At 47.7% G+C, this 23,668-nt stretch carries 22 protein-coding genes and 3 pseudogenes; 6 read left to right on the forward strand and 19 right to left on the reverse strand.

All coding sequences use genetic code 11. From position 1 onward, the window contains the following. Positions 1–24: 24 nt before the first annotated feature. Positions 25–701: pseudogene (locus B4C70_RS02560) on the forward strand (SDR family oxidoreductase). A gap of 113 nt (positions 702–814) precedes the next feature. Here B4C70_RS02560 and B4C70_RS02565 read toward each other — a convergent pair. From B4C70_RS02565 to B4C70_RS02575, 3 genes are all read right to left on the reverse strand, one after another. Further along, the gene (locus tag B4C70_RS02565) at positions 815–1,333 is read right to left on the reverse strand and encodes a hypothetical protein (RefSeq protein ID WP_290776847.1); all 519 of its coding nucleotides are present in this window, start codon (positions 1,331–1,333) and stop codon (positions 815–817) included. A gap of 326 nt (positions 1,334–1,659) precedes the next feature. After that, a complete protein-coding gene (locus tag B4C70_RS02570; protein WP_290776848.1) occupies positions 1,660–1,986 on the reverse strand; it encodes a hypothetical protein in 327 nt (108 codons plus the stop codon). A 159-nt stretch (positions 1,987–2,145) separates the two neighbouring features. After that, complete coding sequence (locus tag B4C70_RS02575) at positions 2,146–3,150, reverse strand: helix-turn-helix transcriptional regulator (RefSeq protein WP_290776849.1); 1,005 nt, start codon at positions 3,148–3,150, stop codon at positions 2,146–2,148. Between the two features lie 113 nt (positions 3,151–3,263). Here B4C70_RS02575 and B4C70_RS02580 point away from each other — a divergent pair, with 113 nt between their 5' ends. Then, the gene (locus B4C70_RS02580) at positions 3,264–4,115 is read left to right on the forward strand and encodes an alpha/beta fold hydrolase (protein ID WP_290776850.1); all 852 of its coding nucleotides are present in this window, start codon (positions 3,264–3,266) and stop codon (positions 4,113–4,115) included. Here the strand turns inward: B4C70_RS02580 and B4C70_RS02585 are convergent. Next, positions 4,103–4,771, reverse strand: coding sequence for a hypothetical protein (locus tag B4C70_RS02585; RefSeq protein ID WP_029341707.1), 669 nt, complete (start codon positions 4,769–4,771; stop codon positions 4,103–4,105). The genes B4C70_RS02580 and B4C70_RS02585 overlap by 13 nt on opposite strands. A 145-nt stretch (positions 4,772–4,916) precedes the next feature. On the opposite strand from B4C70_RS02585, the gene B4C70_RS02590 reads away from it, so the two are divergent. Continuing rightward, on the forward strand, positions 4,917–5,453 hold the full coding sequence (locus B4C70_RS02590; RefSeq protein WP_290776851.1) for a flavodoxin family protein: 537 nt from the start codon (positions 4,917–4,919) through the stop codon (positions 5,451–5,453). 79 nt (positions 5,454–5,532) lie between these two features. Then, positions 5,533–5,850, forward strand: a complete 318-nt coding sequence (locus B4C70_RS02595) for a hypothetical protein (protein ID WP_064299885.1) — start codon at positions 5,533–5,535, stop codon at positions 5,848–5,850. Positions 5,851–5,962: 112 nt separating this feature from the next. Here B4C70_RS02595 and B4C70_RS02600 read toward each other — a convergent pair whose 3' ends face one another. The 10 genes from B4C70_RS02600 to B4C70_RS02645 form a co-directional block, all read right to left on the reverse strand. Further along, positions 5,963–6,328, reverse strand: a complete 366-nt coding sequence (locus B4C70_RS02600; RefSeq protein ID WP_290776852.1) for a YciI family protein — start codon at positions 6,326–6,328, stop codon at positions 5,963–5,965. Between the two features lie 85 nt (positions 6,329–6,413). Further along, positions 6,414–6,875: a general stress protein gene (locus B4C70_RS02605; RefSeq protein WP_035407992.1), complete on the reverse strand. Its 462-nt coding sequence runs from the start codon at positions 6,873–6,875 to the stop codon at positions 6,414–6,416. A gap of 86 nt (positions 6,876–6,961) precedes the next feature. Continuing rightward, on the reverse strand, positions 6,962–8,635 hold the full coding sequence (locus B4C70_RS02610) for an FTR1 family iron permease (protein ID WP_290776895.1): 1,674 nt from the start codon (positions 8,633–8,635) through the stop codon (positions 6,962–6,964). Then, complete coding sequence (efeB, locus tag B4C70_RS02615; RefSeq protein WP_414654413.1) at positions 8,619–9,851, reverse strand: iron uptake transporter deferrochelatase/peroxidase subunit; 1,233 nt, start codon at positions 9,849–9,851, stop codon at positions 8,619–8,621. Before efeB ends, B4C70_RS02610 begins: the two co-directional genes overlap by 17 nt. 2 nt (positions 9,852–9,853) lie before the next feature. Next, a complete protein-coding gene (efeO, locus tag B4C70_RS02620; protein ID WP_290776853.1) occupies positions 9,854–10,672 on the reverse strand; it encodes an iron uptake system protein EfeO in 819 nt (272 codons plus the stop codon). 134 nt (positions 10,673–10,806) lie between these two features. Continuing rightward, positions 10,807–12,510 (reverse strand): DUF2339 domain-containing protein, encoded by a 1,704-nt coding sequence (locus B4C70_RS02625; RefSeq protein ID WP_290776854.1) that lies wholly within the window; start codon positions 12,508–12,510, stop codon positions 10,807–10,809. Positions 12,511–12,649: 139 nt separating this feature from the next. After that, on the reverse strand, positions 12,650–13,726 hold the full coding sequence (locus B4C70_RS02630; protein WP_290776855.1) for a C39 family peptidase: 1,077 nt from the start codon (positions 13,724–13,726) through the stop codon (positions 12,650–12,652). A gap of 183 nt (positions 13,727–13,909) precedes the next feature. Beyond that, entirely contained in the window at positions 13,910–14,959 is a 1,050-nt protein-coding gene (locus B4C70_RS02635; RefSeq protein ID WP_290776856.1) for an oxidoreductase, read from the reverse strand. 73 nt (positions 14,960–15,032) lie between these two features. Continuing rightward, entirely contained in the window at positions 15,033–15,518 is a 486-nt protein-coding gene (locus tag B4C70_RS02640) for a GNAT family N-acetyltransferase (protein ID WP_290776857.1), read from the reverse strand. A gap of 223 nt (positions 15,519–15,741) precedes the next feature. Continuing rightward, complete coding sequence (locus B4C70_RS02645; protein WP_290776858.1) at positions 15,742–16,614, reverse strand: SDR family NAD(P)-dependent oxidoreductase; 873 nt, start codon at positions 16,612–16,614, stop codon at positions 15,742–15,744. Positions 16,615–16,774: 160 nt separating this feature from the next. On the opposite strand from B4C70_RS02645, the gene B4C70_RS02650 reads away from it, so the two are divergent. After that, positions 16,775–18,238, forward strand: coding sequence for a potassium/proton antiporter (locus B4C70_RS02650; protein ID WP_290776859.1), 1,464 nt, complete (start codon positions 16,775–16,777; stop codon positions 18,236–18,238). A 246-nt stretch (positions 18,239–18,484) separates the two neighbouring features. Here the strand turns inward: B4C70_RS02650 and B4C70_RS02655 are convergent, their stop codons facing one another. The 4 genes and pseudogenes from B4C70_RS02655 to B4C70_RS02670 all read right to left on the reverse strand — a co-directional run. Beyond that, positions 18,485–18,976 carry a PTS sugar transporter subunit IIA gene (locus tag B4C70_RS02655; RefSeq protein ID WP_061810986.1) on the reverse strand — a complete coding sequence of 164 codons (492 nt, stop codon included), beginning with the start codon at positions 18,974–18,976 and terminating at the stop codon, positions 18,485–18,487. A 15-nt stretch (positions 18,977–18,991) separates the two neighbouring features. Further along, positions 18,992–19,762, reverse strand: a complete 771-nt coding sequence (locus B4C70_RS02660; protein WP_290776860.1) for a MurR/RpiR family transcriptional regulator — start codon at positions 19,760–19,762, stop codon at positions 18,992–18,994. Positions 19,763–19,846: 84 nt separating this feature from the next. Then, positions 19,847–21,158: pseudogene (locus B4C70_RS02665) on the reverse strand (6-phospho-alpha-glucosidase). 157 nt (positions 21,159–21,315) lie between these two features. Then, positions 21,316–21,549 (reverse strand): annotated as a pseudogene (locus tag B4C70_RS02670) (glucose PTS transporter subunit EIIB); the annotation flags it as partial. A 465-nt stretch (positions 21,550–22,014) separates the two neighbouring features. Here B4C70_RS02670 and B4C70_RS02675 point away from each other — a divergent pair. Further along, a complete protein-coding gene (locus tag B4C70_RS02675; RefSeq protein WP_290776861.1) occupies positions 22,015–22,425 on the forward strand; it encodes a hypothetical protein in 411 nt (136 codons plus the stop codon). Between the two features lie 47 nt (positions 22,426–22,472). Here the strand turns inward: B4C70_RS02675 and B4C70_RS02680 are convergent, their stop codons facing one another. Continuing rightward, complete coding sequence (locus tag B4C70_RS02680; RefSeq protein ID WP_035408013.1) at positions 22,473–23,657, reverse strand: hypothetical protein; 1,185 nt, start codon at positions 23,655–23,657, stop codon at positions 22,473–22,475. Positions 23,658–23,668 lie beyond the last annotated feature (11 nt).

A 23,668-nucleotide genomic window follows, 5' to 3' on the forward strand; every position in this document is an offset into this window, starting at 1 on the left:
CATATCAAATAAGGAGACGATATCATGAAAACAGGATTCATTGCCATCACCGGTGCTACGTCAGGAATCGGGCATGCGATTGCGCGAACGTTCATTCAGAAAGGGTACCGCGTCTTATTGCTCGGACGACGGATTGATCGTCTTACGAGCCTTGCTTCAGACGATGTCTTGATCCGCCAAGTCGCAGCCACCGACCGAGTTGCCCTCGATGCTGCTTTAGCAGACGCGACGGAAGCGTTCGGACCGGTCGAAGCCATCATCAATAATGCAGGACGGATGTTACTCGGTCAAATCGAGACACAAGACGCGGAAGAATGGGAAGAGATGTTTGACGTCAACGCGCTCGGTGTCTTACACGGCATGCAAGCCGTCCTTCCCTCGATGGTAGAGCGCAAGACCGGCAGATCATCAATATCAGTTCGATTGCGGGTAAAAAGACGTTCGCAGACCATGCCGCGTACGTCGGTACGAAATTCGCCGTCCACGCGATGAGTGAGAACGTCCGAGGTGAAGTCGCGTCTCACGGTGTCCGCGTCATGACGATCGCAACAGGTGTCGTCGAGACGGAATTACTCGGTCATACGACAAGTGATGCGATCAAGGACGGCTATAACGAATGGAAACAGCGATTGACGGTGGACTCGATCCGCAAGTCGTCGCGGACACCGTCTTATTCGCCTTCGAGCAACCGCAACATGTGAACATCCGGGAAATCGTCTTAGCCCCGACGAAACAACTCGATTGACGAAAAAACAGATCGAAGTGTTTGGAAGTAGATGTACTTCCGAGCGCTTCGGTCTGTTTCATTCAAGCGTTACTTTGCTAAGTGACTCTGTTCAATCGTTTGAAAGATCGATTGATAGATCTTCAGTTGCTCTGAACGATTCGGTCGTTCGATTCCCTCACCAAACAACCAGGTCGTCTTTTGTGTACCGTCATAGAGCATACCAGCCGCAAACGTCGGATTCGGCACCGAGATGCTTTCCTCATAGGATAGACTCGGATCAAGAAACGGTTCGATGGATTTTTGAGAGCCGATAAAGAAAAAGGGAATCTGCGCCTTCCGGTAGACGGTAGCATAGTCACGTCCTGCTACCTGATGTAAGTACTCCGGCATAATCATGACGGCGTCGTATCGTCGTAAATCTCCTTTGATCTCCTGCAGATCAATCGAGTGGAAGTCCGGGGATTGCGTAAGTACTGGAGCCGTTCCGACGACGGCGATGGTGAGATCGATGGTACTGGCTTTTGGCGTCAACGTTGGTTTTTTCATCATACATACGGTAAGCAGTAGACTGAGTGCAAGTAAAGTCATGACGGTTCTTTGTCTCATCTGTCCCTCCATGATTTCCTAATATTAGGTCTTTCGCCTAGTTCCTTTATACCATAGAAATGGGTGACGTTATGTTTTTGCACAATAGGGAAATCGCGTGAATAAAGTACCAACAGAAGCCAATAAAAAAAGACTCCCTGATTGGAGTCTCCTTACTTTTCAGCATCGATTTTCGAAGCTTTTTTTGCAATGACGACAATAAAGACGATGGCACCGACAGGAATCACGAGCGGCATCCAGTCGAGGATATACTGTGCGTTCATCGTATCCCCCCTTACCTAGCAAGCTATAAGCGTAGCATATGCCAATTGCTGGGGAGTTGCAAGTCACAGTCGGGGCAGAAGTTCGTTCACGATCGCGTAATAAATCAAGATGCTTGTCGAGAACGTATACCCGATGAATAAAAGGGGTGTGAATTTAGGTTTCATGCGTCGTTCAATCAAGCGTAATGAGCCGATGGTGACGACAAGAGCGACGACCGGACTGAATCCGAACACGACGATATCTAAGGATGTCACGACATCTTCTGGAAACACGAGATGAAAGACAAAAAGTGAAAATAAGTACCACGATGTATAGGATAGACAAACGAAGAAGAGGAAAGCAGCTAGTTTCCGCATCCCGTTTGATTGGCTTTTTTCCATCTGTTGCATGTCGTTCCTCCTACATAAGTATCAGATATCCTTAATAGTAACTGGAACTATTCGCTTAAAATATTCAAATATGAATATCCGACAAAAAACGACAAAAAGTTTTTTTCTCGACAAATAAAAAAAGCAAGATCCACGGTCAAGTGAACCTTGCTTCAGCCCTTAAAGAGCAGGTGTTACGACTTGGTACATCGTCGCAAGACCTGCCACCTTGTTCTTGAATGTCTCCCGACGTTCGACAGGTGCGATGATTTCCGCCTGGTTGCCGAATTGAATCAGCCACATCATGAACCCGTCGGAAAAGAGCGCATCGACTTTGACCTCGAACCAGAGGTCATCGAGGCGACGGCAGCGGATATCTGTCCCGAACCGGTCGACGACGGTTGGCATCAGACTCTCCTGGAATTTAAGCGTCAATTGCTCGTTTTCTCCCCCGTACATGTTGAACATGTTACTTAGGTAACTCGGCTCGACGTGAACCGGTTCTTCCATCGGTTCGAACGCTTTACAATCGACGATTCGGTCGACCCGGTACGTCCGGATCTCTTTGATCCGCTCATCGCGTCCAATCAAATAGTAATTTCCGTTATCCATCAACAGGTGAGCCGGAGAAACGAGATAATGCTCGCCATCCTTCCGTAACTCGAACTTCCGCGTCCGTTCATTGAACTTTCCTTGGTACTGGAAACTGATGACGAAACCATCGCTGATGGCTTTCTGGATCGTATCGATCGAGCGGGACGTCATTCCTTTTGGTTTTTTGACAGTATGTAGCACCGGTTGGAGTGATTCCGCCATCTTATCACTCGTCAACGACTGAATCGTTTGAACGAGAGACGTCGTCTCACTCTCCGAGATGAACTTCGCACTGGCGATGGCATCGACCAGCAATCGGAGCTGATGATGCTCAAAAGGACGACTGACGAGATGATACGGAATGGCAAGTCCATTCTTCGTCTCTTCCGCCACGACGTCGAAACCTGATTTGGCAAGTGCCGCAATATCATCCTTCAACGATTTTCGGGATAGCTTCTCGATCAGTCCTCGTTTCGAGAGTTCCATGCTCAATTCCTCAAGCGTTAACGTATGGTCTTCATCCGACTGACGTTCGAAGATTTCTCGTACAGCAAGTAAGCGGTCACGGTTCGTTAATTTTTCGTTAGACACTACGCATCCTCATTTCCTAAGTCACAATGGTTTGGTTATACTTTACAGTATACATGAAAATGAATATTAAATTAACAATAAAATGGTAAAAACTAAGAGATAGGAGAATTTGGATGCATTATATCGCAGAATGGAATGGTCAGCGCTTTGATTACCGGGATAGCGGGAGCGGTCCTGTCATTCTTTTGATTCATGGCACGCAGTCGGATTACCGAGAAGTCTACCATGTCGAGAAGTTAATCACGGCAGGATATCGTGTCATCGTACCGTCACGTCCGGGATATGGAAGAACGCCGCTTCAGCTCGCGGATAGTCCAGAGGCGCTTGCGACGTTCTACGCTGGGTGGCTTGCTTCCCGCCAGATTAAACAGTACACCGTTTACGGCATCTCTGCCGGCGGACCGACGGCAATCACGCTTGCTGGAATGGATCCAGGCGTCCATGCCCTCGTTTTAGCGTGTGCGATGACGCACCGGATCTCGCTTCCGTATCATCGTCTTCTGATCCAACCGGTCTTACAACGTCCCCTGCAGTTCATCCAGTGGGGGCTTTGGACGTATGTGAAGGATAAGATTCGCAAGTTTCCTGAAGAAGCTGCGGTGCGGATGGTCGAGATGACGAGTCTGTTACCACGCGAAACGATCCGTACCCACATTAGTGAGACGGATGCGTCGTTATTATATGAGGTTGGTCTTCAAAATGGTCCTGGGCGAGGTGTCTTGTTTGATATCACACAAGACATCGAACGAGAACGGCTTGAAGCCGTCACGTGTCCCGTCTTGATCGTCCATTCGAAGTCAGACCGTGCTGTTCCGTTCGAGCATGCGGAACACGCACGACGGAGTATTCCTCACGCGCAGTTCATTGAATCGAAAAGTCCCGGTCACCTGATTTGGATCGGTCCATCCGCGCGTCGGGATGAACGGATGATCGAACGGTTCATAGCTTTAAATCAGATGACTTGAAGGCGAAGCCGCATTTTTAGCTTCTCATCATCCTCTTCGATTGCAATCAGACCACGACGCGTCAATTCACCAATCGCACGACGTGTCCGGTCTTGATTAAGTCGGGCACAGCGGGCAATCTCAGCGATGCCCATTCGACATGACAGTTGGTTCGCCTTAATCTTTGATGAAGGCTTCGCAACGGAGCGTTGTAAGAGACGCCAAAAGACATGACGGGCATCCTCTGATAAAGCATAGGCATTTTTCTCGATCACCGGCGGCATGTAACGAACGTCTTCTCGAATCCGGCGAATCAGATAGAGACTAAGCCATTCTTCGAGCTCCGCTTGAATTCGTGAGAATTCGAACCACCAAAGCTGCTCGAGTGCCTCCTCTTCTTTCGTCGCCAGTTGCCAGCTAGCAGGAATCTCATCAAACTCTTCCTCAAGCCAGTCTTCGTAGTCGAGTGCCGTCTCATACAAGACTTGTGACGGAATCTGCTCGAGTGACGTCCGATGTTTATAGATATCAAAGCTCATCCGTCGAAAATGTTCGACGGATGCAGCCACTTGGCTCAAATGAATTAATTGTTTCGTAATGAGTCGCGCCAGTCCATCCATCTCGAGGTGGATGGCATATAAGTGTTTTTCTAGCGCAATGAGCGTACTTCTCTCCATTCGACCGTTCCTCCCCTATTTGTTTTTCGTCTTCTTGTCTTTTTCCGCAAAACCCTTATTCAAAACCAATTGTGAGCATATCGGTGTATTGACAGTGCAGTTTGGAATAGAATAGAACAATCGAATTCAAAAGGAGATGCACGATATGTATACGATTTTTGGTAGCTCACGCAAAGGAAACAGTGAATGGCTCGGGGAACGAGCATTGAAAGGAATCCCTCATGTTGCTGTCGATTTAGCGAACGTCTCGATTCAGCCGATTGAAGACCGCCGTCATCATGGAGGATTTTTGCCGATTGGCGATGACTATCGCCGGATCGTCGAAGAGATGCTTGAACACGATGACATCCTGTTCATCACTCCGATTTACTGGTACTCGATGTCGACGAAGATGAAATTATTCATCGACCGATTCAGCGAGTCACTGCGCGACGAAGAACTTGACTTCAAAAGCCGGATGGCGGGGAAACGATTTCACTTGATTGCGGTCGGAGGAGATAATCCACGCGTCAAAGGACAAGCGCTCGTCACGCAGTTCGAGCATATCGCATCATTCCTTGACGCGACGCTTGAGACAGCGATTCTTGCCGAAGGGAATGCACCGGGAGAGGTCGAGTACGATCAAGAAGCGGTTGCGGCAATCGCGGCGTTTCGTGAAAAAATGTCAGGAGCACGTGTTTAAGCACTATTCGTGAAGGGAAATAACTGAAGCAGAGCGCACGACTATCTAGCGTACGACTCAATTCAGGAGGTGGTCAGCCATGTTCGCATCTAAAAAACGATCGAATCGCAAGTGGAAACAACTGACTTCACGCCAGCATATCCTTCATCTTGAGCATCTGTATCAATCACGCGAAGAGACGATCGTTCGTGATCGCCTCTCCTTACAACACATCATGGAACGTGCAGTCCGGACCGGACAGACAGTCCACGTCCGATTGAAACAACTCGATACGGTATCCGGTTCGATCCAAGCGATTTTTCATGACCGCGGAACGATCGAACTCGTCACATCGACAGGTATGCGCCGGATGGTACGAGCAGCGGACGTCATCGATATCGAGTGGAAGACAACCTAACAGTATGTAATCCCTTCTCGACTAGAGGAGGGGTTTTGGTTTACGTGAGTCCTTTGCCACCGAGCGGTTGATCTGTCATTACAAATCGTAAACGTCGTCCATAACCCATACATTAAGAAGTACCTGATAACGGTCGGACTTCCGCGCGCCACCCGTAAGATTCCCCTTCTGCGACTTGGGTCGTCGGGTGAAGGGAAGCCAGTTCCATCGCCTGATCGAAATCACGTGCTTCAAAGACAATCAAACTGCCGATCTGCTCCCCGTGCGTTCGATCCGGTTCTACTTTTTTCTGTACGACCCCATCCTGCCAGTAAAATGCTTGTGTCGTAAGACCGGGGTGCCAGTCTGATAGGACGTTGACTTGTTCATTAAAGGTGTCCATTAACGCATCACAACGCGACATCAACGTATCGATCTCTTCCTTCGATAAAGCATCCATTCGGTCTGCATCATAATAGCCGACATATAAGAATTGCATCGTCTTTCCTACTTTCCATTCCCTTCCAAGAGAAGGTTAAACAAAAGCCTCCTGTCTCTATGCTGAGAAACAGGAGGCTTACGTATCATTCATCTTTTAATTTGACATTTTGATCGGCTGGTAAAGTCGTCGTCGTTTCCTCATCTTCGAGTTTCGGGACGCCAGCACCATAATCGGTTGCTTCATCCGCCACATACGATGCCGCAAACGCTGGATTCAGTAAATCAGACTTCGAACCGACGATGACAATCCGACCGTGTCGGACTTCATCTTCTAGGTCCTCGGCGACATCCTTCGTCATACCAAGCTCGGACAACTGAGCGATCCGGTCTTTCCGGTTACTCCGGACGGCTGATAATAAGGTCTCGAAGAACGACTTCTTCGTCACGCGATACGGTAACGTCTGCGTATCGTTCGCGATCCGTTCTGCGAGTTCTTCGTCTTTCGCAAAGATGTAGATCTGTTTATTCGAATAACCACTTGATTTAAGGCTCGTCACTTCTGCGTCGACAGCGGTCATGTTTCGTACGATGCGCGTTTCAAGCATAAAAATCCCTCTCCTTCATGCAGCAAGCTGCTGATAAGAAGTTATACCCGAAACATAATAGTTGAAACCTGAAATTGAAAAATGGATTAAGCAGCCGTCTGGATTAAAGACGCACGCCGCTTTTGCCAAATTGTAAACAAGGCAATCAGAATCATCAGGACGATTTGCGGGAGGAGCGTCTCGAGCGTCGGATAAAAGCCAATCCAGCCGGCGGTTCCGAGTCCATTGATCGGATGGATCGGTAAGACGTTCGTCAGCTGCAACGCGTGCAGACTCGTACCAAGAATCTTGAACGCCATTAGATAGATTAACCAGGATGCGACTTGGAACAGGCGATGAATCGGTAAACGGACACCGATCTGAATGACCGCATACGAGACGAGACCGATGATGACGATCGCGAGACCGATTCCGGATAACAAGGCAGTCTTCGTCATCGCTGGTGCCATTCCGATATAAAATAACAACGTCTCGGCGCCTTCTCGGAAGATCGTCAAGAAACTGACGAAGAACAAGGACGTCGTTGAGAGCGTCGACAAAAAGTGTTTGCGTTTCGCGACGGCGCTTTTCGAGTGCAACCAGTAGCCGACGAACAGCATGACGACGACCGCGACGATTCCCGTATAGCCCTCGATTTGTTCGCGACCTGTTGCTGCGAATGAGGCTTGAAAGACTGTCTGCAGGATGAGGGCTAACAGACCACTTGCGATCAGACCAAGCCCGGCACCTGCCCAGACCTTACCTTCTTGTTTGGTTCGGCTTTTCCGTGCAAAGGCAACAAGTGCACTGACGATTAATAATGCTTCCAAACCTTCCCGGAGCATCACGAGCATTGCGTCGATGAACGTATAATGCGTCTTTGTTTGTAATTGTGCAATAGCATTCTCGAACGACTGGAGTTCTTGTGCCGTCTTTTGCCGAGTTTCCGGCGTCAGCCGAGCAAGTAGCAGTGGTACGTCTGATTCAAGCTGGGAATAGAGACCTTCATTTCGTGTCCGGACCTCGCCTTCGGCTCGCGGCCAGGTCTTCAGAAACGATTCGAGTGCCAGCTTCGCTTGCGGCAAATCACTTGCTGCAAGCGCGGTCTGCGCCTCTTCAAGCGGTGTCAGCAGTGACTGCAGTCCTGTTTTCTTCGCTTGGACTTGTTCTCCGTCGAGGAAGGACTGGACTGCATTGTCGAATTGATCAAGTGCCGCCTTCCACTCCTTCGTATCCGCAGGCTTTCGCGCCGCGGCGATCCGAATCGACGCAAGCGCCATCTCGATGTTGCCATAGTGACCGATACTGTCATTACGGACAAGACTTTCGTGCGTTGCCCAAGCGGTCAACAATCGTTGTTCCGCTGCCGGACGATCGCTCGCTTTGACTTGACGCATCTCTTTTGTCAACGAAAGTAATTGCTTCACCTTTGCTTTCGCAACCGGATCTGTCTTCGGTTTCGTGGCTTCTTCCTGCTTCCGGACGGCAGCAGAGAGTGCCGTCAGTTGCTCGCGGACTTCAGGAAACGTTGCCGATCGTTTTGCATCGACCTGTTTGACGGCTTTCGTGATTGCCGCTTGTTGATCAGGTAAATCTTGAGCAGCTTGCCCTAATTCATCGATGGCTTGATTCAGTGCCGCGCGATCTTCACTTGCGACGGCAGACAGGGCTTGTCCGATTGCGACATAGAGATCATCCGTCGAAGCAGCATGGACAGGCACCGCGTGTTGACCAGCTACAAGGAGTACAAGTAAAAGGACAAGATTACGCAAATAACGCATCACCGATGTAGCCTCCTTTCGAGATCCCACCGAAGCAGGCGAAAATGGCACTTCCACGGTGCGTGATGTATTCATTCAGTCGATCCTGCGTGGCAAGACGGCGCTGAATCGCGATGAATTGTTTTGGCGAACGCTGATACGATAAAAAGAGTAGTCCAGCATCGAGGGCACCTGTCTTCTCATCAATGCCGTCTTGATAAGAGTAGGAACGGCGTAGGATCGCTGTCTTCCCGTCTCCATGCGCGACAGCGGTATGCGAGTCAACCGGTAAGGCAGCTTCGCCACGAGCTTGTCGTTTCGCTGGGGTGACGGAAGCGAACTCGTCTGTTGAGCCGAGCGGTGCCCCGGAAGCACGTTCGCGTCCGAAAGTCCGTTCCTGTTCCTTCAGGATCGTCCGGTCCCAAACCTCGAGATGCATCTGAATGCGGCGGACGACGAGGAACGAGCCGTTCGTTAACCACGGCGTCCCGTCCTGCCACTGACAAAAGAGCGATTCTTTCCGGACTTGTTGCTTCGAGACGTCGGGATTTCCCGTGCCATCCTTGAAGCCGAATAGATTGCGCGGCGTCCCGCCAGAGGCATCTGCTGCTTTACTGCGCTGGAAGCCAGCTTGCGACCATCGCATCGCGACCGTTCCGCGCCCAACACGGACGAGGTTACGAATTGCATGGAAGACGACTTGCGCATCATCACCGCAAACTTGAACGACAAGATCACCTCCGCCCCATTTTTCATCTAAACGATCGAGATCGAACGTCGGCAACGGTTTAAGCGCCTCCGGTCGTTTATGCTGAATACCAAAGCGACCGTCAAATAGACTTGGACCGCACCCGAACGTAAACGTCAAATGACCGGCCGATAATCCGTCCGCTTCCCCCGTATCTTCCGGTGGGACGTAACGGGAGTCGGAATCGCCATATGGTAACCCAGCCGCAAGTCGGGCACATAACCGTGTCCAGCGTTTTAATAAATCAACGAGTTCATCGCGTCGCTCCGTCTTGATATCAAACGCTACGACTTGGACGTGGTTTTGTGGTGGTGTCAAAATGCCTGCTTGATACGTCCCGTAGAACGGCTCTTGATCACTTGCTTCAACAGTCAATGTCCGTGGAAGAAACTTCTCAAGACCACTGGCATACAGGGCGGCCCCGAGACTCGTCAAGCCTGCGACCTTCAGGACGTCACGCCGCGTGACGCCTTCTTGGATTGGTTTCATGCTTATCCCTCCAGTACGATGCCCATCTTCGAGAGCGGTTCCGCGAGTTCATTGATGGCGACACTCATCTGTTTGACGTCTTGTTTCGAGAGACTCGTATAGAGAACATAGCCGTCACCCTGTTTCTTCGCATCGAGTAACGCGTAGACATCCTTGAAGCGAGCAGCAATCTCTTTTGATAACGCCGCATCTTGTTTTTTCAGCGCCGGGTTCAACAGTTCGTAAATCTTTTCAGCCCCTTCGACGTTTGCCGCGAAGTCATATAAATCGGTATGCGAATAACGGTCTTCTTCCCCTGTCACTTTTGAGGTCGAGACTTCGTTTAACAAATCCGTCGCCCCCGTGACGAGTAATTCTGGTGTCACCTCGACCGTCTCGACCTTTGCCCGCAGTAAATGAACGTCCTTCATCAATTGTTTCGCGTATGCTTCATAACCTTTTGTCGTTCCTTTTTCGAATAATCCTTGCTCGATCCGGTGGTAGCCACCCCACTCCGACGCTTTCACGTCGCCTGCTCGCGCATCGATCTTCGGATCAAGGTCACCGAATACTTCCGCGATTGGTTCTGCGCGTTCGTAATACATCCGCGTCGGTGCGTACAACGCTTTCGCTTCTTCAAGCTTCCCGGCTTGTACGGCATCCGTGAACTTTTCCGTCTCGCGGACGAACGTATCGATTTCGTTGATCGCATACGTCCGGTAATCCGTGACGACCTGGTCAAAATTCATCTTTTTCGGTGCTGGTGTCTCCGCTTGTTTCGCTTCACTGCAACCTGCTAAAACGACGGCGAGCGCCCCTGTCATCAATAATGCTTGTTTCATGTATGATTCCCCCTGTTACTAATTAAGTCAGTTCCTTAAATAGTATAGACGACAATGATAATCGTTATCAATAAAAATTTTTGAGCAATTAAAAACGCTTGAACCGGTTCATTTCAACCGATTCAAGCGTTTTGTCAGGCTTGTTCTTTGCGTTTTTTGAAGTACGTCCGTGAAATGATGAACGTGACGATTCCGAAGCCAATGAAGACGAATGCTTTTTGGAATAAGCTCAGGAACGACAAATCGAATAGTAAAAGCTTGACGGCACTGATGGTCAGTAGCAACAACCCGGATAATCGCCACGTCGACGACGTCCGCATCCGACCAATCGCGACAAGGACGAGTGCGAGGACGATATAGGCCGCGGACAACGTCGTACTACGCGCCGTCTCTTCAAGACCGCGGTAGAATGGTAACTCCATGATGATCAACGTGTAGGTCGTAAAGACACCGATTGCAGCTAAGACGAGGACAAGTTGCCATGACCCTCTCCAAACCGGATCACGATGTGTCTGAACGAGGAGCAAGACGAATGCCGTCGAAGCAATGACCATCGCGAGCACCGTCAACGCATACGACAGCCCTATGCTTTGATAAGATTCATAATCAACGACGGCTGAAAAGATAAAGACGACATACAACCCGACGTTAAACAACCGTTGGTGTGGCATTCGCGCCCGCGGAACGAACCAAAATGCGGCGATCAACCCGGCAATCAAAAAGTAGCGCAGTTGATACGTCCAGCTGAGGGCATCTGCCGGAATCAAGAGGACGGCGACGAGTAAGGCGACGTGACCGACACCATTTTGAGCGGAATCCTTCAATCGTTCAGCGAGCAGGTAGGCAGTGCCAGCGAACAGAATCGCGATCAGCGTACCGAACGACCAGTCGAGGATCAGTAACGTCAGTAAGACGACAACTCCGGCAAGCCAGCTTGGCACGTTTGGCTGAAACTGGATCCGTCGTCCGACGAACGATGTCGCACCGTAACCGAAGAATGTCGCAAGTAAGAGAGACCATTCATCAAGTCGTGGTACCTGTTCATCAAGCCAGTAGAGCTCTAACGAGAGTAGGCCGAACGCGAGTGCGATCGTAAAGATCACCCAAGCGAAGACGAACGCTTTTTTTGCCTTCAGTCGGTCAACCGCAAAGAAGATCGCTGCGAACAAGACGACTTCGTACAATAAGAAGAGCGGTAAGTTCGGGTCGTCCGATAATTGTAGATACGGTAATAAGAAACCGGTGATGGATACGAGGACGAGTAAGGCTTGCGATCGCATCCAGAGCATCAGACCGTACGCGATGAAGACGACGACGAGCTCAAGTAAGAAGGCTAAAGACGGTGGATAGAATTGATATAAGGCCATCCCGGCGAACAGTGCCGCCAAGGCGACGATCGTACCGGTCGCGACGAGTCCGACCCCGAGCTCGCGTCGTTTCTTCTCATACTGGTATTCTCCAAGGGCGATGACGAGTAGACCGATCAATACCCCACTTCCGATGCGGACAGGCGGACTGATCAGACCGGCAACCGAGGCGTAGGAGAACAGGAACAAGGCTCCGAGTGCAGCGAATATCGCTCCAATCCGGGGTAACCAGACGGTCGCGATGACCTGTTCCCATTCTTCGCGGGAGCGTTTTTCCTTAAATGTTGGTTGAGGAACAACCGGTTTTCGTTTCGTATAAGCAGGGCGCGGGGCTGGGCGAGCGACCGTACTCACTTCTGGTTCGCTCGGTTCAGGTGCGACAGGCGAAGTGTGCTGTCCTTCAAGGGCAGCTACTCGTTGTCGTAACGCCGCGACCTCCTGCTCGAGACGCGTGATCCGTGGATCTTCCATCTCTTCACTTCCTTTCATGGATACATTGTCATTCTTTTACACACCTAGCAGGTGAACTCCTTCATTTTACAGTAGTTTTCGTATCAATATGCATGAAAATGACAAAAATCCGGTCGCGTGGGGGCGACCGGATGAGGAATTAACGAACAGATAACGCATATTGTCCCGTTTGATTGAAAACGGATGTGAACTGCGAACGACTGACACTATACTTGCCGCGGTATGGATCCGAAACATAAAACGAACCGCTTGAGACACCTGTCACGAGCATGACGTGATAGTTCCGGTAACCTGTGAATGTTTTACCGTCCGGTTTGATCCAAGAGAAGTAGCCATATGGATTCTTAAAATCGACCGTTGCCCAGACGATGACCGGGTTACCGCTGCGGATTTCACGTTCAATCTTCGAGACGCCTTGTTTCGAGATATCGACGGCACCACTGCGGTATTTTTTCGCGAGTGGTAGGATTCCTTTCGGGTAGATACCCCAGTTCTTGTAGTAGTCGAGCGTTCCGGCTGGATTCCCCGTGAACATTTTTTCCGGATCTGCCCAGTAATACTTTCCGTTCTTATACGTCGCGTTCTTCATGCTTTTCGGCATTTGATTGTAGAGTGACGCAGCAGAGACGGCTTTTTTCTTATATTCGAGTGCCATCTTCAACGAGACGAACTCACAACCAGATGGATACCCGAGTGAATATTGGTTGTAGTACGGAACATTTAACTTTTTCGTCGTCGTCGATGGTTTCGACTTCGAGACGTATTGCGTCGAGATATAGCGGTAGCTTCCCTTGTAGAGAATCCGTGTCCAACTGCCCGATGTTCCGTACGTCGCGACGGCAACCCCTTTGTTCAGCTGTCCTACGACTTTATACTTCGTTCCGGCACCCGTCCGGACGTTGAGCGTGCCGACCGTCGTATACTTCGTCCCTGTCGACGTGTATTTCGACGAGGACGATTTGACGTAGTTCTTGTGTATGTAGCCTGTGCGGGATTTGTAGCTGATTTTATACCAGCTGCCGGACGTTCCCTTTGATGTGTAGACATTCCCTTTGTAGACGTTACCGAGAATCTTACTCGATGTCGACGGTTTTTCGCGGACGCGCAAGACATCCGTCGTCACGGTCAACTTCGTCGCGGCCTCAGCGATCAACGAAGGGCTGAGTACCCCAACGATGACAGCCGCTACGAGCAATACGGATAAGAATCGTTTCATGATAGACCCCCTATGTTTTGATTTGGTGAGACATTCCCTTATTCCCAACTTTTTGAAAAAATAATCAACATTTCTTTAGAAAAATCTGAAAAATCAGGAATGTACCTGTTCTTTATATCAAAAAAACCCGACCATGCCTATGGGCACAGTCGAGTTGTCATCAACCTGCAATCAAATTAAAATTTAATTTTGGATCGTCAAGATATAAGGAGACGGTTGCGCAAAAGCTTGTTCGAGCAGGTGGGCAACAAACAAGGTATCCTCTTCTTTCACTGGAAGCGGTGCATCTTCGACGATACTGCGGTAAAAGGCGCGATACATTTTACCGTAATCGCCAACAGGACTCGGGATCCGGACGTCTTGCAGATGACCGTGTTCATCATGATAAATCAAACGCCCATAATCGTCTTCCGAATCCTCACCGAACCCCTCTTCTCCCGGGAAGTAGTTCGCTTTCAGGTCGAGCTCTTGCCGGTCGACGTGTTGTTTGATGAACGTGCCGTTCGTGCCGTGTAACATCCACCGGGGTGCCGGGGCAAGTGCGACATGACTCGTCCGGACGCTGACCTTGAGCTCCGGATAATAGAGATCAATCGCAAACGCGTCATCGGGATTGTGCGGCAGTCGAACACTGCGCACGTCAAAGGCGACTTTGTCCGGTTTTCCGAATAAGGCGATGATTTGGTCAAGCGTATGAACACCGAGTCCGTAGAGTGCGCCGTTCTCATGGCGCGCATCAGCTGACGCTGCTTCGGGACGAAACAAATCAAACTGCGAGACGACTTCGACAAGTCGTCCGAGTTTTCCGGAACGGATGATTTGGGCGACGACTTGGAAGTCGCTGTCGTAACGGCGGTTTTGATAAGCGAGAATTTTGACGCCTTGCGCATGTGCTTCCGCAAATAAATGCTTCGTCTCCTCTTCAGTCACGGTAAACGGCTTTTCGACGAGAACATGCTTTTGATGTTGCAAGGCGAGCAACGCGTATTCGAAATGTGTCGCCGGTGGTGTATTGATGACGACGACATCAAGTGCCGGGTCAGCGAGCATCTCAGACACATCCGTCGTAAAACGTGCATCTGGCAGTCGATTTTGATAGGACGCGAACAGCTCCGGTTTTTCCTTCCGATTGTAAATCCAGATGACGTGATAGTTGTCCTCGATCATCACGTACGGTAAATGGTAACGGATCGTACTTTTGCCAAAGCCGATGAAGCCGATATTCAATCGCATCCGATCACTCCTTGAACCGTTCTTTTTCTCTTACCATACCAAACGAAACGACCGTTGTCTTGATTGAACCGCTTCAGGCCGTCGCTTCGATGTGTTCATACTCGTAAATCGCGAACCCGTCCCGTGTTCCTTGATAGACGAAGCCGAATGACGTGTAATACGCATTGAGAAACTCGTTTGAAGCGACACAGTCGAGTCGTAGGATTTCCCCTTCGTCCTCTGTCACAGCAATCGCATGTTCCAGCAGTTTCCGACCGACTCCACGTCCTTTTGCGCGGTCGCTGACGACGATTCGATGGATATACAGACCTTCTACATCATCCCACAAGGATTGATCCCATTCGAGCGAAGGAAGCAGGGCAACGGAACCAAGCAGCTCGTTCTGATCCTCAAAGACATACAGGCGACCGGCTTCTAAATCTCGCACGACGAGTTGCTCGATGTCTTGCTCAAGATAAGCTGACCACTGGCTACTGCCACCGGCTTTAAGGGAGAGCGCTTTTTGCTCAAGTAGGGTTGCGATGTTTCGAACGTCTTTTGATGTAGCTTGTCGTATCATGTTATTCCTCCTGTTACAAAAAAAATTCTTCTCTATCCTAACGAATGCGAAGCGAGAAGAAAACCTTTTTGCTTCAAGATTTCATGTTTGCCCATTATTTTGTGATTTTTTTCATATTCCACAATTTTATTTCGATGTAACGTATTCTTTAGGAGTGATCTGACCCCCAGTCGTCACAACGGTAAACGACCTGCTTCCCACGAGCCGGTCGTTTTTTTGGCGTTCAGGATAATTCGACCCAGCGGCGCGACAAATTCCGTGCTTGTGCCCGGTACTCGTCATCTTCAACGATCGGATTGCTGAGTCGAGGAGCGGAATCCGCATAATAGCCGCCGTTGTCAAGTGGATCGTCGGTTGTTGCAAGATAGAGCGCCGTCTTCGCACCGTATTCCGGTGTATAAAGTTTTCCGGTCCAGTATCCGACTTGCGCGACTGGTTTGAGTAACGTCTTCATCACTTTGCCGTACTTGCCGCGATAGAACAAATCCGTATTGACGATCCCGGGGTGGACGCTGACGAACGTGATCCGGTCGCCGTTCTTTTCAGCTAGCTCACGCATATGAATCATTTGCAGGAGCTTCGATTCGCGGTAAGAACGCATCGGGCTGTAGTGTTCTTTTTTGACGTGCGCGATCGCCTCAAGTTCGACGTCGGTCCGGATCAAGCCGCCTTCACCGGCGAGAGAGGAAATCGAGATGACGCGCGGATCTTGTCCTTTTTCGAGTAAAGGTAACAATCGCTCGATCAAGTAGAAGTGACTCAAGTAATTGACTTGGAATTGCGATTCAAAGCCGTCCTTCGTGACATGATACGGCGGTACCATGACTCCAGCATTTAGGATCAAACGGTCGATTCGACCCATCATGTCGAACAGGCGATCCGCAAAACGACGGACGGAGTCAAGTTGATCCAGTTGCACAATCTCGATTTCCAGTTGTGTATGCGATACACCGTTTTCCCGCAACAGTTGAACGAGTGCCGTCACTTTTTTCTGAGACCGGACGGTCGCGATGACACGATCTCCCCGCTCCAGTAATTCTTGAATCGTGACCATTCCCATACCAGAATTGGCACCCGTGACGATACAGATGTTCATCCCTCTTCCTCCTTGATGTTCCATTTTGAATGCACTAGTCCTGCTTCTAGTTTTCCTTTTTCTATTCGTTTATACACATTATTTCGGTATTATTTTTCGAAATTTTCAAAAAATAACGTATACTAAGAAGAGAGCATGTCATCAAGAAAGAGGTGGTGGGATGGAAGAAGGTACGATTTTGTTCATCGCAGGCACACTATTACTGATTGCAATCATCACGACGAAGTTCGCTGTCCGGTTAAATGTACCGACGTTGATCCTATTCGTCGTTGTAGGTATCATCGCAGGGTCCGACGTTTCAGGAATCATCAACTTCGGTGATTTCGAACAAGCCCGTCTCTATGGAACAATGGCGCTCGTCTTGATTCTATTTGACGGTGGCTTGCATACAAAATGGACGCATTTCCGAAAGATTCTCCCTGCTGCCCTGTCGCTCGCGACCATCGGAGTCCTCGCAACGACAGGAATCATCGCTTTCGTCGCACATTATCTGCTTGATTTTTCTTGGCCGGTCGCGTTATTGATCGGCGCACTCGTCGGCTCAACCGATGCGGCGGCTGTCTTTTCTCTGTTAAGTGGACGACCGGTCGATGCTAAGGTCAAACATACGCTTGAAGCGGAGTCTGGAACGAATGACCCGATGGCTGTCTTTCTCACGATCTTATTCACATCGTTTGCATTGGCACCGGAATCATTCTCGATCGGTGCCAGCATCCTTTCCTTCCTCTATGAGATGGGACTCGGGACACTAGTTGGTCTTGCGATCGGGTATCTCGTCACGCAACTGCTGAACCGGATCGAGTTGCCATCGTCCGCCCTTTATCCGACGCTTCTGTTCAGTGGGGCGCTCTTCTCGTATGGTCTCGCGACGATTTTGCACGCCAGTGGGTTTCTCGCCGTCTATCTGACCGGAATCTGGATCAACAATCATGATATGATCTACCGCGAGACGCTCAAACGATTCAGTGGTAGCTTGTCGCATCTAGCAGAAATCGACATGTTCATCATGCTCGGATTGCTCGTCTTTCCAAAACAATTACTTGATTCTCGGACTTTGTTCGTCTCGGCTGTCATCGTCCTGACGTTGATCCTGCTCGCTCGTCCACTTGCCGTCGTCTTATCGCTACTTCCGTTTCGGTACACGGTCAAAGAACAGAGTGTCATCACGGCAGCTGGTCTACGTGGAGCCGTTCCGATCATTCTCGCGACCTATCCGCTTTCGAGTGGTCTTTCTGAAGCGCCGCTTCTTTTCAATATCGTCTTCTTCACCGTCATGACGTCTGCTCTTTTGCAAGGAACGGCCTTGCCGTGGATCGTCCGGCGAATGGGGCTAGAGACACAGCCCGACACGACGGTCGAACCGTTCCTGAAATTCATGACCGTCACCCATCCGCAAGCGGAGATCATCGAGGTCAGGGTCTCGACAAACAGTGTGATTGCCGGAAGAACGTTACAGGATATCGAGATGCCCCAGGATGTGCTCGTCGTTGCGATCATTCGTGAAGATGAAATCCTGACGCCGCGTGGTCAGACACGTGTCCTCGTAGACGATCAACTGTTGATTTTAACACCTAAACAAGCGGATCAGGACGTGCGACGGCTGATTGCGTCGCTCGGATTATAGATCAGAGGAACATAATAAAAGCCTGAATGAAGGAAGTATCATACAGGCTAATTATTACTTAATAAATTCACTTTTTGATCTAAGAATTAGGTTGTCAAAAATAAATAACAACTATGGCATGAGAATCTTCCTTACCAAGAATGGAGGCCGTTTCGCTTTTTAAAATCAGTTCAAGCTACGAATTTGGCTGGGTCTTAAATTATTGAGAGCCCCATCACAAATCGATTTTCAAATATGAAATTTGAGTTATTTAAAAATCAATTGAGCAATTTCCGTTCCACTTTCAACTTCATCTGACTTTAACGGAATCATTTCAGAGATTTTTTCTTCAAAATTCGGGAAAACAAGGACTGAAATAATTTCTTTTCCCTTCTCCTCAATATAGGAAAGATCAAAAGTACCAATGTGGTCATTAACACTAACTATATCTCCAGCATTAATTTTGATATTAAATCCTTCACCTTTTAATTCAACTGTTTCAAGTCCTAAATGTAATAGCATTTCAAGGCCATCTTCCGTTACCATTCCAATTGCATGTTTAGTAGGAAACACTTGTGTAACCTTCCCATTTACAGGAGAAAAAACTTCGCCGTTAGTTGGAATAAAGGCTAGCCCTTCGCCCATCATTTTCTGGGAAAAAACGGGATCTGGAACACTTCCTAATGGAATAACCTCGCCCTTTAAAGGGCTATGGATGAATATATTTTTTTCTTTTTTACTCTTCTTAAAAAACATCATTTCACACCTCAATGTCTATCTTTTACTATTTATATAATCTAAGTATCCAAATGCCAATGCTTCTACCACAATAAAAAAGGAAGAGGCAGATCGTACCCACCAATTTTTCGGAATAGGATTCATCGTACTGGAAGAATATAAATTAAAATCAGCATGTCCTGACAACCAATTACTTTTAAAATTGGTAAGGGAAATCATTTTTGCACCCTTAACTGCAGGAATATCAGGTAACCCTTGTAAGTTTGGATTTTCACCGGATAGCGAAAACAAAATAATTAAATCTTTAGAAGTTAACTTTTCAATTATAAGCCTATATTCATTTGCGTGGGCCATTGCAGGAATAATTTGAACGGGTTTGCCAATAAGTAGGAATAGTCGTTGCAGTTCTGCAGCTTGATTTTTCTGGGCTATTCCTGTTGAAATGACATAAATATTTTCGCTAGTATCAATTGCTTTATAAATAGGTTCAAAATCCACACTATTTAAATAGTCTAACGTTTTATTGACATCATAAAGAACTTGTTCAAACAATTCATTTGGTTTAAGTTCCTCATTTGGGCTGGCATTTTCCCATTTTACAAAGTTTTTAAATTCACTATATCCACTAAAAGCTAATTTTTGAGCAAATCTTAATACAGATGATTTGGATGCTAAACTATTTTTAGCTAACTGATTAATACCCATGTTCCCAATTTTATCTTTATTAGCAAGAACGTACTTAGCAATAGTAAAATCAGTATCACTCAAATACTCATAATTTTTATTAATTAACTCTTCAAGATTCACAAGGAGATCCTCCTAACTTAATTACCAGGCAACAGGGTATGAAAACACCTCATACCCGCTACTAGTTTAGCAAACCCTTTTTCCTTAAGAAAGTTCCGGCCAAAAATCCTTGTTTGCCTCGATAAGGTCATCTAAAATTGCTTTTGCAACACTCGCACTTGGTACTGTCTTTGACAATGTTAGCGCTTGCCAAAGTTTTTGATATGATTTTTCTAAATAAGCTTGAACGACTAACTTTTCTACTGATACTTGTTGTTCAATCAATCCCTTTTGGAATTGAGGAATCGTCCCAATAGATAGTGATTCCACACCTGCTTTACTTACTAAACATGGAATCTCAACCATTGCAGTTGGTTCAACGTTTGCAATCGCCCCATTATTAGGAACAATTAATAGCATTCTTTCATATGTGTTGTATGCAAGCGCTCCTGCCAATCGAACGATGAATTCCGCGTGTTCCCCGGCTTCAATACTTGTTCCTTCAGCGGTGCCAGCTTCGGCAATTCGTATACATTCGGCAAAAACATTCTTTTCANNGTGTATGTTCTGGGTTTGAATGTTGTACTACATAGTCAGGGAATAAATAATATTTTAAATACGTATTTGGTAGTGTATCCGGGTCAACAGCGTATACGTCCTTAGCTTTAGTAAATGTATCCATCCAGCTGGATTCCGCTAGCAGTGGATTATTAATCCCATCATTTTTAGCCCCATAACCCCATTGTTTTACATGTTCTTTCAATCTTGGCATTAAGTCATTGCCTTCTTTATCATAAAGCTCAGTCCACCAACCAAAATGGTTTAGTCCATAATACCGTTCAATAATATCATTCTCAGATTCCAACCCTAAAATGTCAGCCATTGATTTTTTAATGGCAACTGGCATATCACAAATATTAATGATTTTCGAGTTAGGACGTAAGATACGTGTTGCCTCTGCAACAATCGAAGCTGGGTTAGAGTAGTTTAACATCCAAGCATTCGGTGAATACTTTTCCATATAATCAATTAATTCAATTACTCCTGGAATTGAACGCATACCATAGGCCATGCCGCCAGGTCCACATGTTTCTTGACCAACGGCCCCATATTTTAATGGAATTTTTTCATCTAGTTCACGCATTTTTAGACCACCGACACGAATATGTGCCATTACGAAATCAACATCTGTAAAAGCTTCCTCGGGATCTGTTGTTGCTATGAATTCAATTTTAGGAGCACGTTCCTTAATGATAATTTCACATGCTTTCGCAACGATATCTTGACGTTCTTTATTATTATCGTAAAATTTTAATTTCCGTAATGGAAATTTATCTTGATTTTCAATTAACATCATTACAATTCCAGCTGTATAAGTACTTCCCCCACCAGCAATTACTACAGAATTTTTTTTCATTTTTAGTCCCTCTTTCCTTATTGTTGTTATGTCTTAGTGTATAAATATTTCTTTAAGGTGAGTATACTGCGATTTTTCCTTCATCGTAATAGTTTGGAAAGATGATGGGAAAGGTTTCACTCATTGGGAGATTTCTTTAACCTTCTTACATCCTATTTTACTTTCGAACACTTTTAATCTTTTCTTCCATTTTATCTCGAACTTGACCAACTGATAGTCCAACTATTATTTGGATCGCTTGTTTATTTCGAACTAAGCCATGTGCTCCATGTTTTCTAAAAACTTGTTCACTTTCTAGTTTTTCAGGATCTTTTACTGTAACACGTAATCTCGTTGCACAGTTTGTAATATCTTGAATATTTGCAGCGCCATCTAAATCTGCTAAATAGTATTCAGCTAATTGTTCAAAAGAACTGCTTCCACCTGTATTTCCTAATTTCTTCTCTTTGTAATCTGCTTTCGTAAATAACTTGCTTTAAGGTTTAACATTCTAAGCGAAAAAAGATAAAAGATATCACTAACTTTTATCTTCAATACTATTAATAGGGGCATTTTTAAAATCATATTAAGCAACTAAGTGGATATACCCCATCTCAAATATACAGAAGACATTATCAAAGCCAATTTCTCTACATAAAAAAAGACCCTAGGAATCAGGGGTTAAATAAGGTTGAGTTTTAGAAAAAAGGAGTATATCATCGCTTAGAATTCTAAGATTATTTAGCCAATATGAAAGGCTATTAATTCCTTAGCATAGGAAAAAGTCGATTTATTTCATCCAGAAATTGACTTAGCGTATGTTTTCCGCGTTTTGTTGGGGGGACCCCTCAATAAGGAAAATAAAGGAGGAACCTTGATGTTAAACCGATTACTTGCCGTCATCTTGACCACCACGATCGTTTGCACCGTCCTAGCATACATATCCTATACACCGCTCCGAGATCGGACATCGGATACGATGTATGAATCATTCGGTTCAACATTTTTGTTTTACGTCTTAGCGACCTTGCCGATCATCTTGCTGTCCGGCTTCTTACTCGACTTCCTTATCGGCATGATCATCAACCGGTCATCGACGACATTAGCGTATGTGCCGACAGTCCTCGGTTACGGAGTGTACGGTATCGTGATCGCGAGTCTCCTGATTCTCTTGACGACGAAGGACGCATTTGACCTGCCGCTTTCTTTTACGATCGCTGCTCTGACAGCAATGATCTATTACAGTCTGTCCGTCGTCTTTAATCGATTGTCACAGCACGCGCACTAAAAAAACGAACAGACACGTCTGCTTACTCGCGGACGTGCCTGTTCGTGTTATTCTGCTTCCGTTCGTTCAATCGTGATGACACCCGGTGGACGATGTGGGAAGGTCAACGTCAGACCGGCAAAGCGACAAATATCATCTTCGTTCGGTGCCCGGTGCACCCACTCGATCGTCTCTTGCCTTGCTAGCGCGTGGCGGATCCGGTTATCGGCTTGTGTACGCGAGATGCCGCGGCAATCAACGTTCGTGATATACGTTGCTTCGTCCGACTCGATCTGTTGCCAAATCCCGAGGATCAGTTGACCAATCGGACTGACGGATTGACCATCCGGTTCTTCACTGCTGACGGCAGCATCGAGCATTTCGATGACAGCGTCACAAGTCTCACCGGAAGCAAGCAATCGCGTCGATCCTTGTTGTAGAATCCGGTAACGCGTCACGCCGTTCTCGAGCCACAAGCGCTGTGCGAATGGATTGACCGGAACACCGTGGAAAAATGTCTGCGTCCCGCGCCAAGCAAAACCAAATGATGGGTCGTACGCCCGAATCGTCGCCATGGCACGATCATGGAACTTAGCGATCGTCTGTCGTTCCGTTTCCAGTAAGTTTCGGATCGCCTCTTCATCCTCTAACGGTACCGACTTTGGTGTCACAGTAAATAATTCCGATTCCGGTAAGCGGTGTGGGGACAAAATCGTTCCGTCGAAACGATAATCGTTCGCCGGACGTCCAGTACGCCCGACGGATAAGCGCCACGTCCGTTCTTCCGGCATGAAGGCATAACTTTGATGGGCAAAAGGTGGTGCGACGAACAGTCCCGGAAACGGATCGAATGTGTCGACTCGCAGGACGTCACCGTCATACCAGCACTCTTCGATCAGACGGACGAGCCGTCCGACGGGTGCATTACGGTCCGTCAGGTAACGACCGGTATTAGCATGGAAACCGAGCAGAAATTCCCGCTCTTCTTCTTGGAACGTCACCATCAAGAGTTGGAACAACGAGGCAATCTGCTGCTCGACGAGTTGCGGATCCTCCCCCGTCTCTGCCTCAAACGCGACCATCTTCCAGCCGGACCGTTCATAGAGATGAATCGTCACCGGGAAGAACAGGAAGGCACCATGTGTCGCTTCGAGTTTGACCATGTCTTGCATCGCTAGGCGTTCCGTCAGTAAGGAAAAGCCCATTCGTTCGAAATGATCTTGCAGCCGTCGTTTCCAATGTGTGAATTCCACGCAACCATCCC

This window comes from Exiguobacterium sp. UBA5002 (genome assembly GCF_002396765.1).
Lineage (GTDB): Bacteria > Bacillota > Bacilli > Exiguobacteriales > Exiguobacteriaceae > Exiguobacterium_A.

Coding starts and splice junctions, on each gene's coding strand:
- B4C70_RS02565 (WP_290776847.1), bottom strand. CDS start 1,333: ATGAGACAAAGAACCGTCATGACTTTACTTGCACTCAGTCTACTGCTT.
- B4C70_RS02625 (WP_290776854.1), bottom strand. CDS start 12,510: ATGGAAGATCCACGGATCACGCGTCTCGAGCAGGAGGTCGCGGCGTTA.
- B4C70_RS02570 (WP_290776848.1), bottom strand. CDS start 1,986: ATGCAACAGATGGAAAAAAGCCAATCAAACGGGATGCGGAAACTAGCT.
- B4C70_RS02630 (WP_290776855.1), bottom strand. CDS start 13,726: ATGAAACGATTCTTATCCGTATTGCTCGTAGCGGCTGTCATCGTTGGG.
- B4C70_RS02640 (WP_290776857.1), bottom strand. CDS start 15,518: ATGATACGACAAGCTACATCAAAAGACGTTCGAAACATCGCAACCCTA.
- B4C70_RS02595 (WP_064299885.1), top strand. CDS start 5,533: ATGTTCGCATCTAAAAAACGATCGAATCGCAAGTGGAAACAACTGACT.
- B4C70_RS02635 (WP_290776856.1), bottom strand. CDS start 14,959: ATGCGATTGAATATCGGCTTCATCGGCTTTGGCAAAAGTACGATCCGT.
- B4C70_RS02605 (WP_035407992.1), bottom strand. CDS start 6,875: ATGCTTGAAACGCGCATCGTACGAAACATGACCGCTGTCGACGCAGAA.
- B4C70_RS02650 (WP_290776859.1), top strand. CDS start 16,775: ATGGAAGAAGGTACGATTTTGTTCATCGCAGGCACACTATTACTGATT.
- B4C70_RS02675 (WP_290776861.1), top strand. CDS start 22,015: ATGTTAAACCGATTACTTGCCGTCATCTTGACCACCACGATCGTTTGC.
- B4C70_RS02645 (WP_290776858.1), bottom strand. CDS start 16,614: ATGAACATCTGTATCGTCACGGGTGCCAATTCTGGTATGGGAATGGTC.
- B4C70_RS02655 (WP_061810986.1), bottom strand. CDS start 18,976: ATGATGTTTTTTAAGAAGAGTAAAAAAGAAAAAAATATATTCATCCAT.
- B4C70_RS02580 (WP_290776850.1), top strand. CDS start 3,264: ATGCATTATATCGCAGAATGGAATGGTCAGCGCTTTGATTACCGGGAT.
- B4C70_RS02585 (WP_029341707.1), bottom strand. CDS start 4,771: ATGGAGAGAAGTACGCTCATTGCGCTAGAAAAACACTTATATGCCATC.
- B4C70_RS02590 (WP_290776851.1), top strand. CDS start 4,917: ATGTATACGATTTTTGGTAGCTCACGCAAAGGAAACAGTGAATGGCTC.
- efeB (WP_414654413.1), bottom strand. CDS start 9,851: ATGAAACCAATCCAAGAAGGCGTCACGCGGCGTGACGTCCTGAAGGTC.
- efeO (WP_290776853.1), bottom strand. CDS start 10,672: ATGAAACAAGCATTATTGATGACAGGGGCGCTCGCCGTCGTTTTAGCA.
- B4C70_RS02600 (WP_290776852.1), bottom strand. CDS start 6,328: ATGCAATTCTTATATGTCGGCTATTATGATGCAGACCGAATGGATGCT.
- B4C70_RS02610 (WP_290776895.1), bottom strand. CDS start 8,635: ATGCGTTATTTGCGTAATCTTGTCCTTTTACTTGTACTCCTTGTAGCT.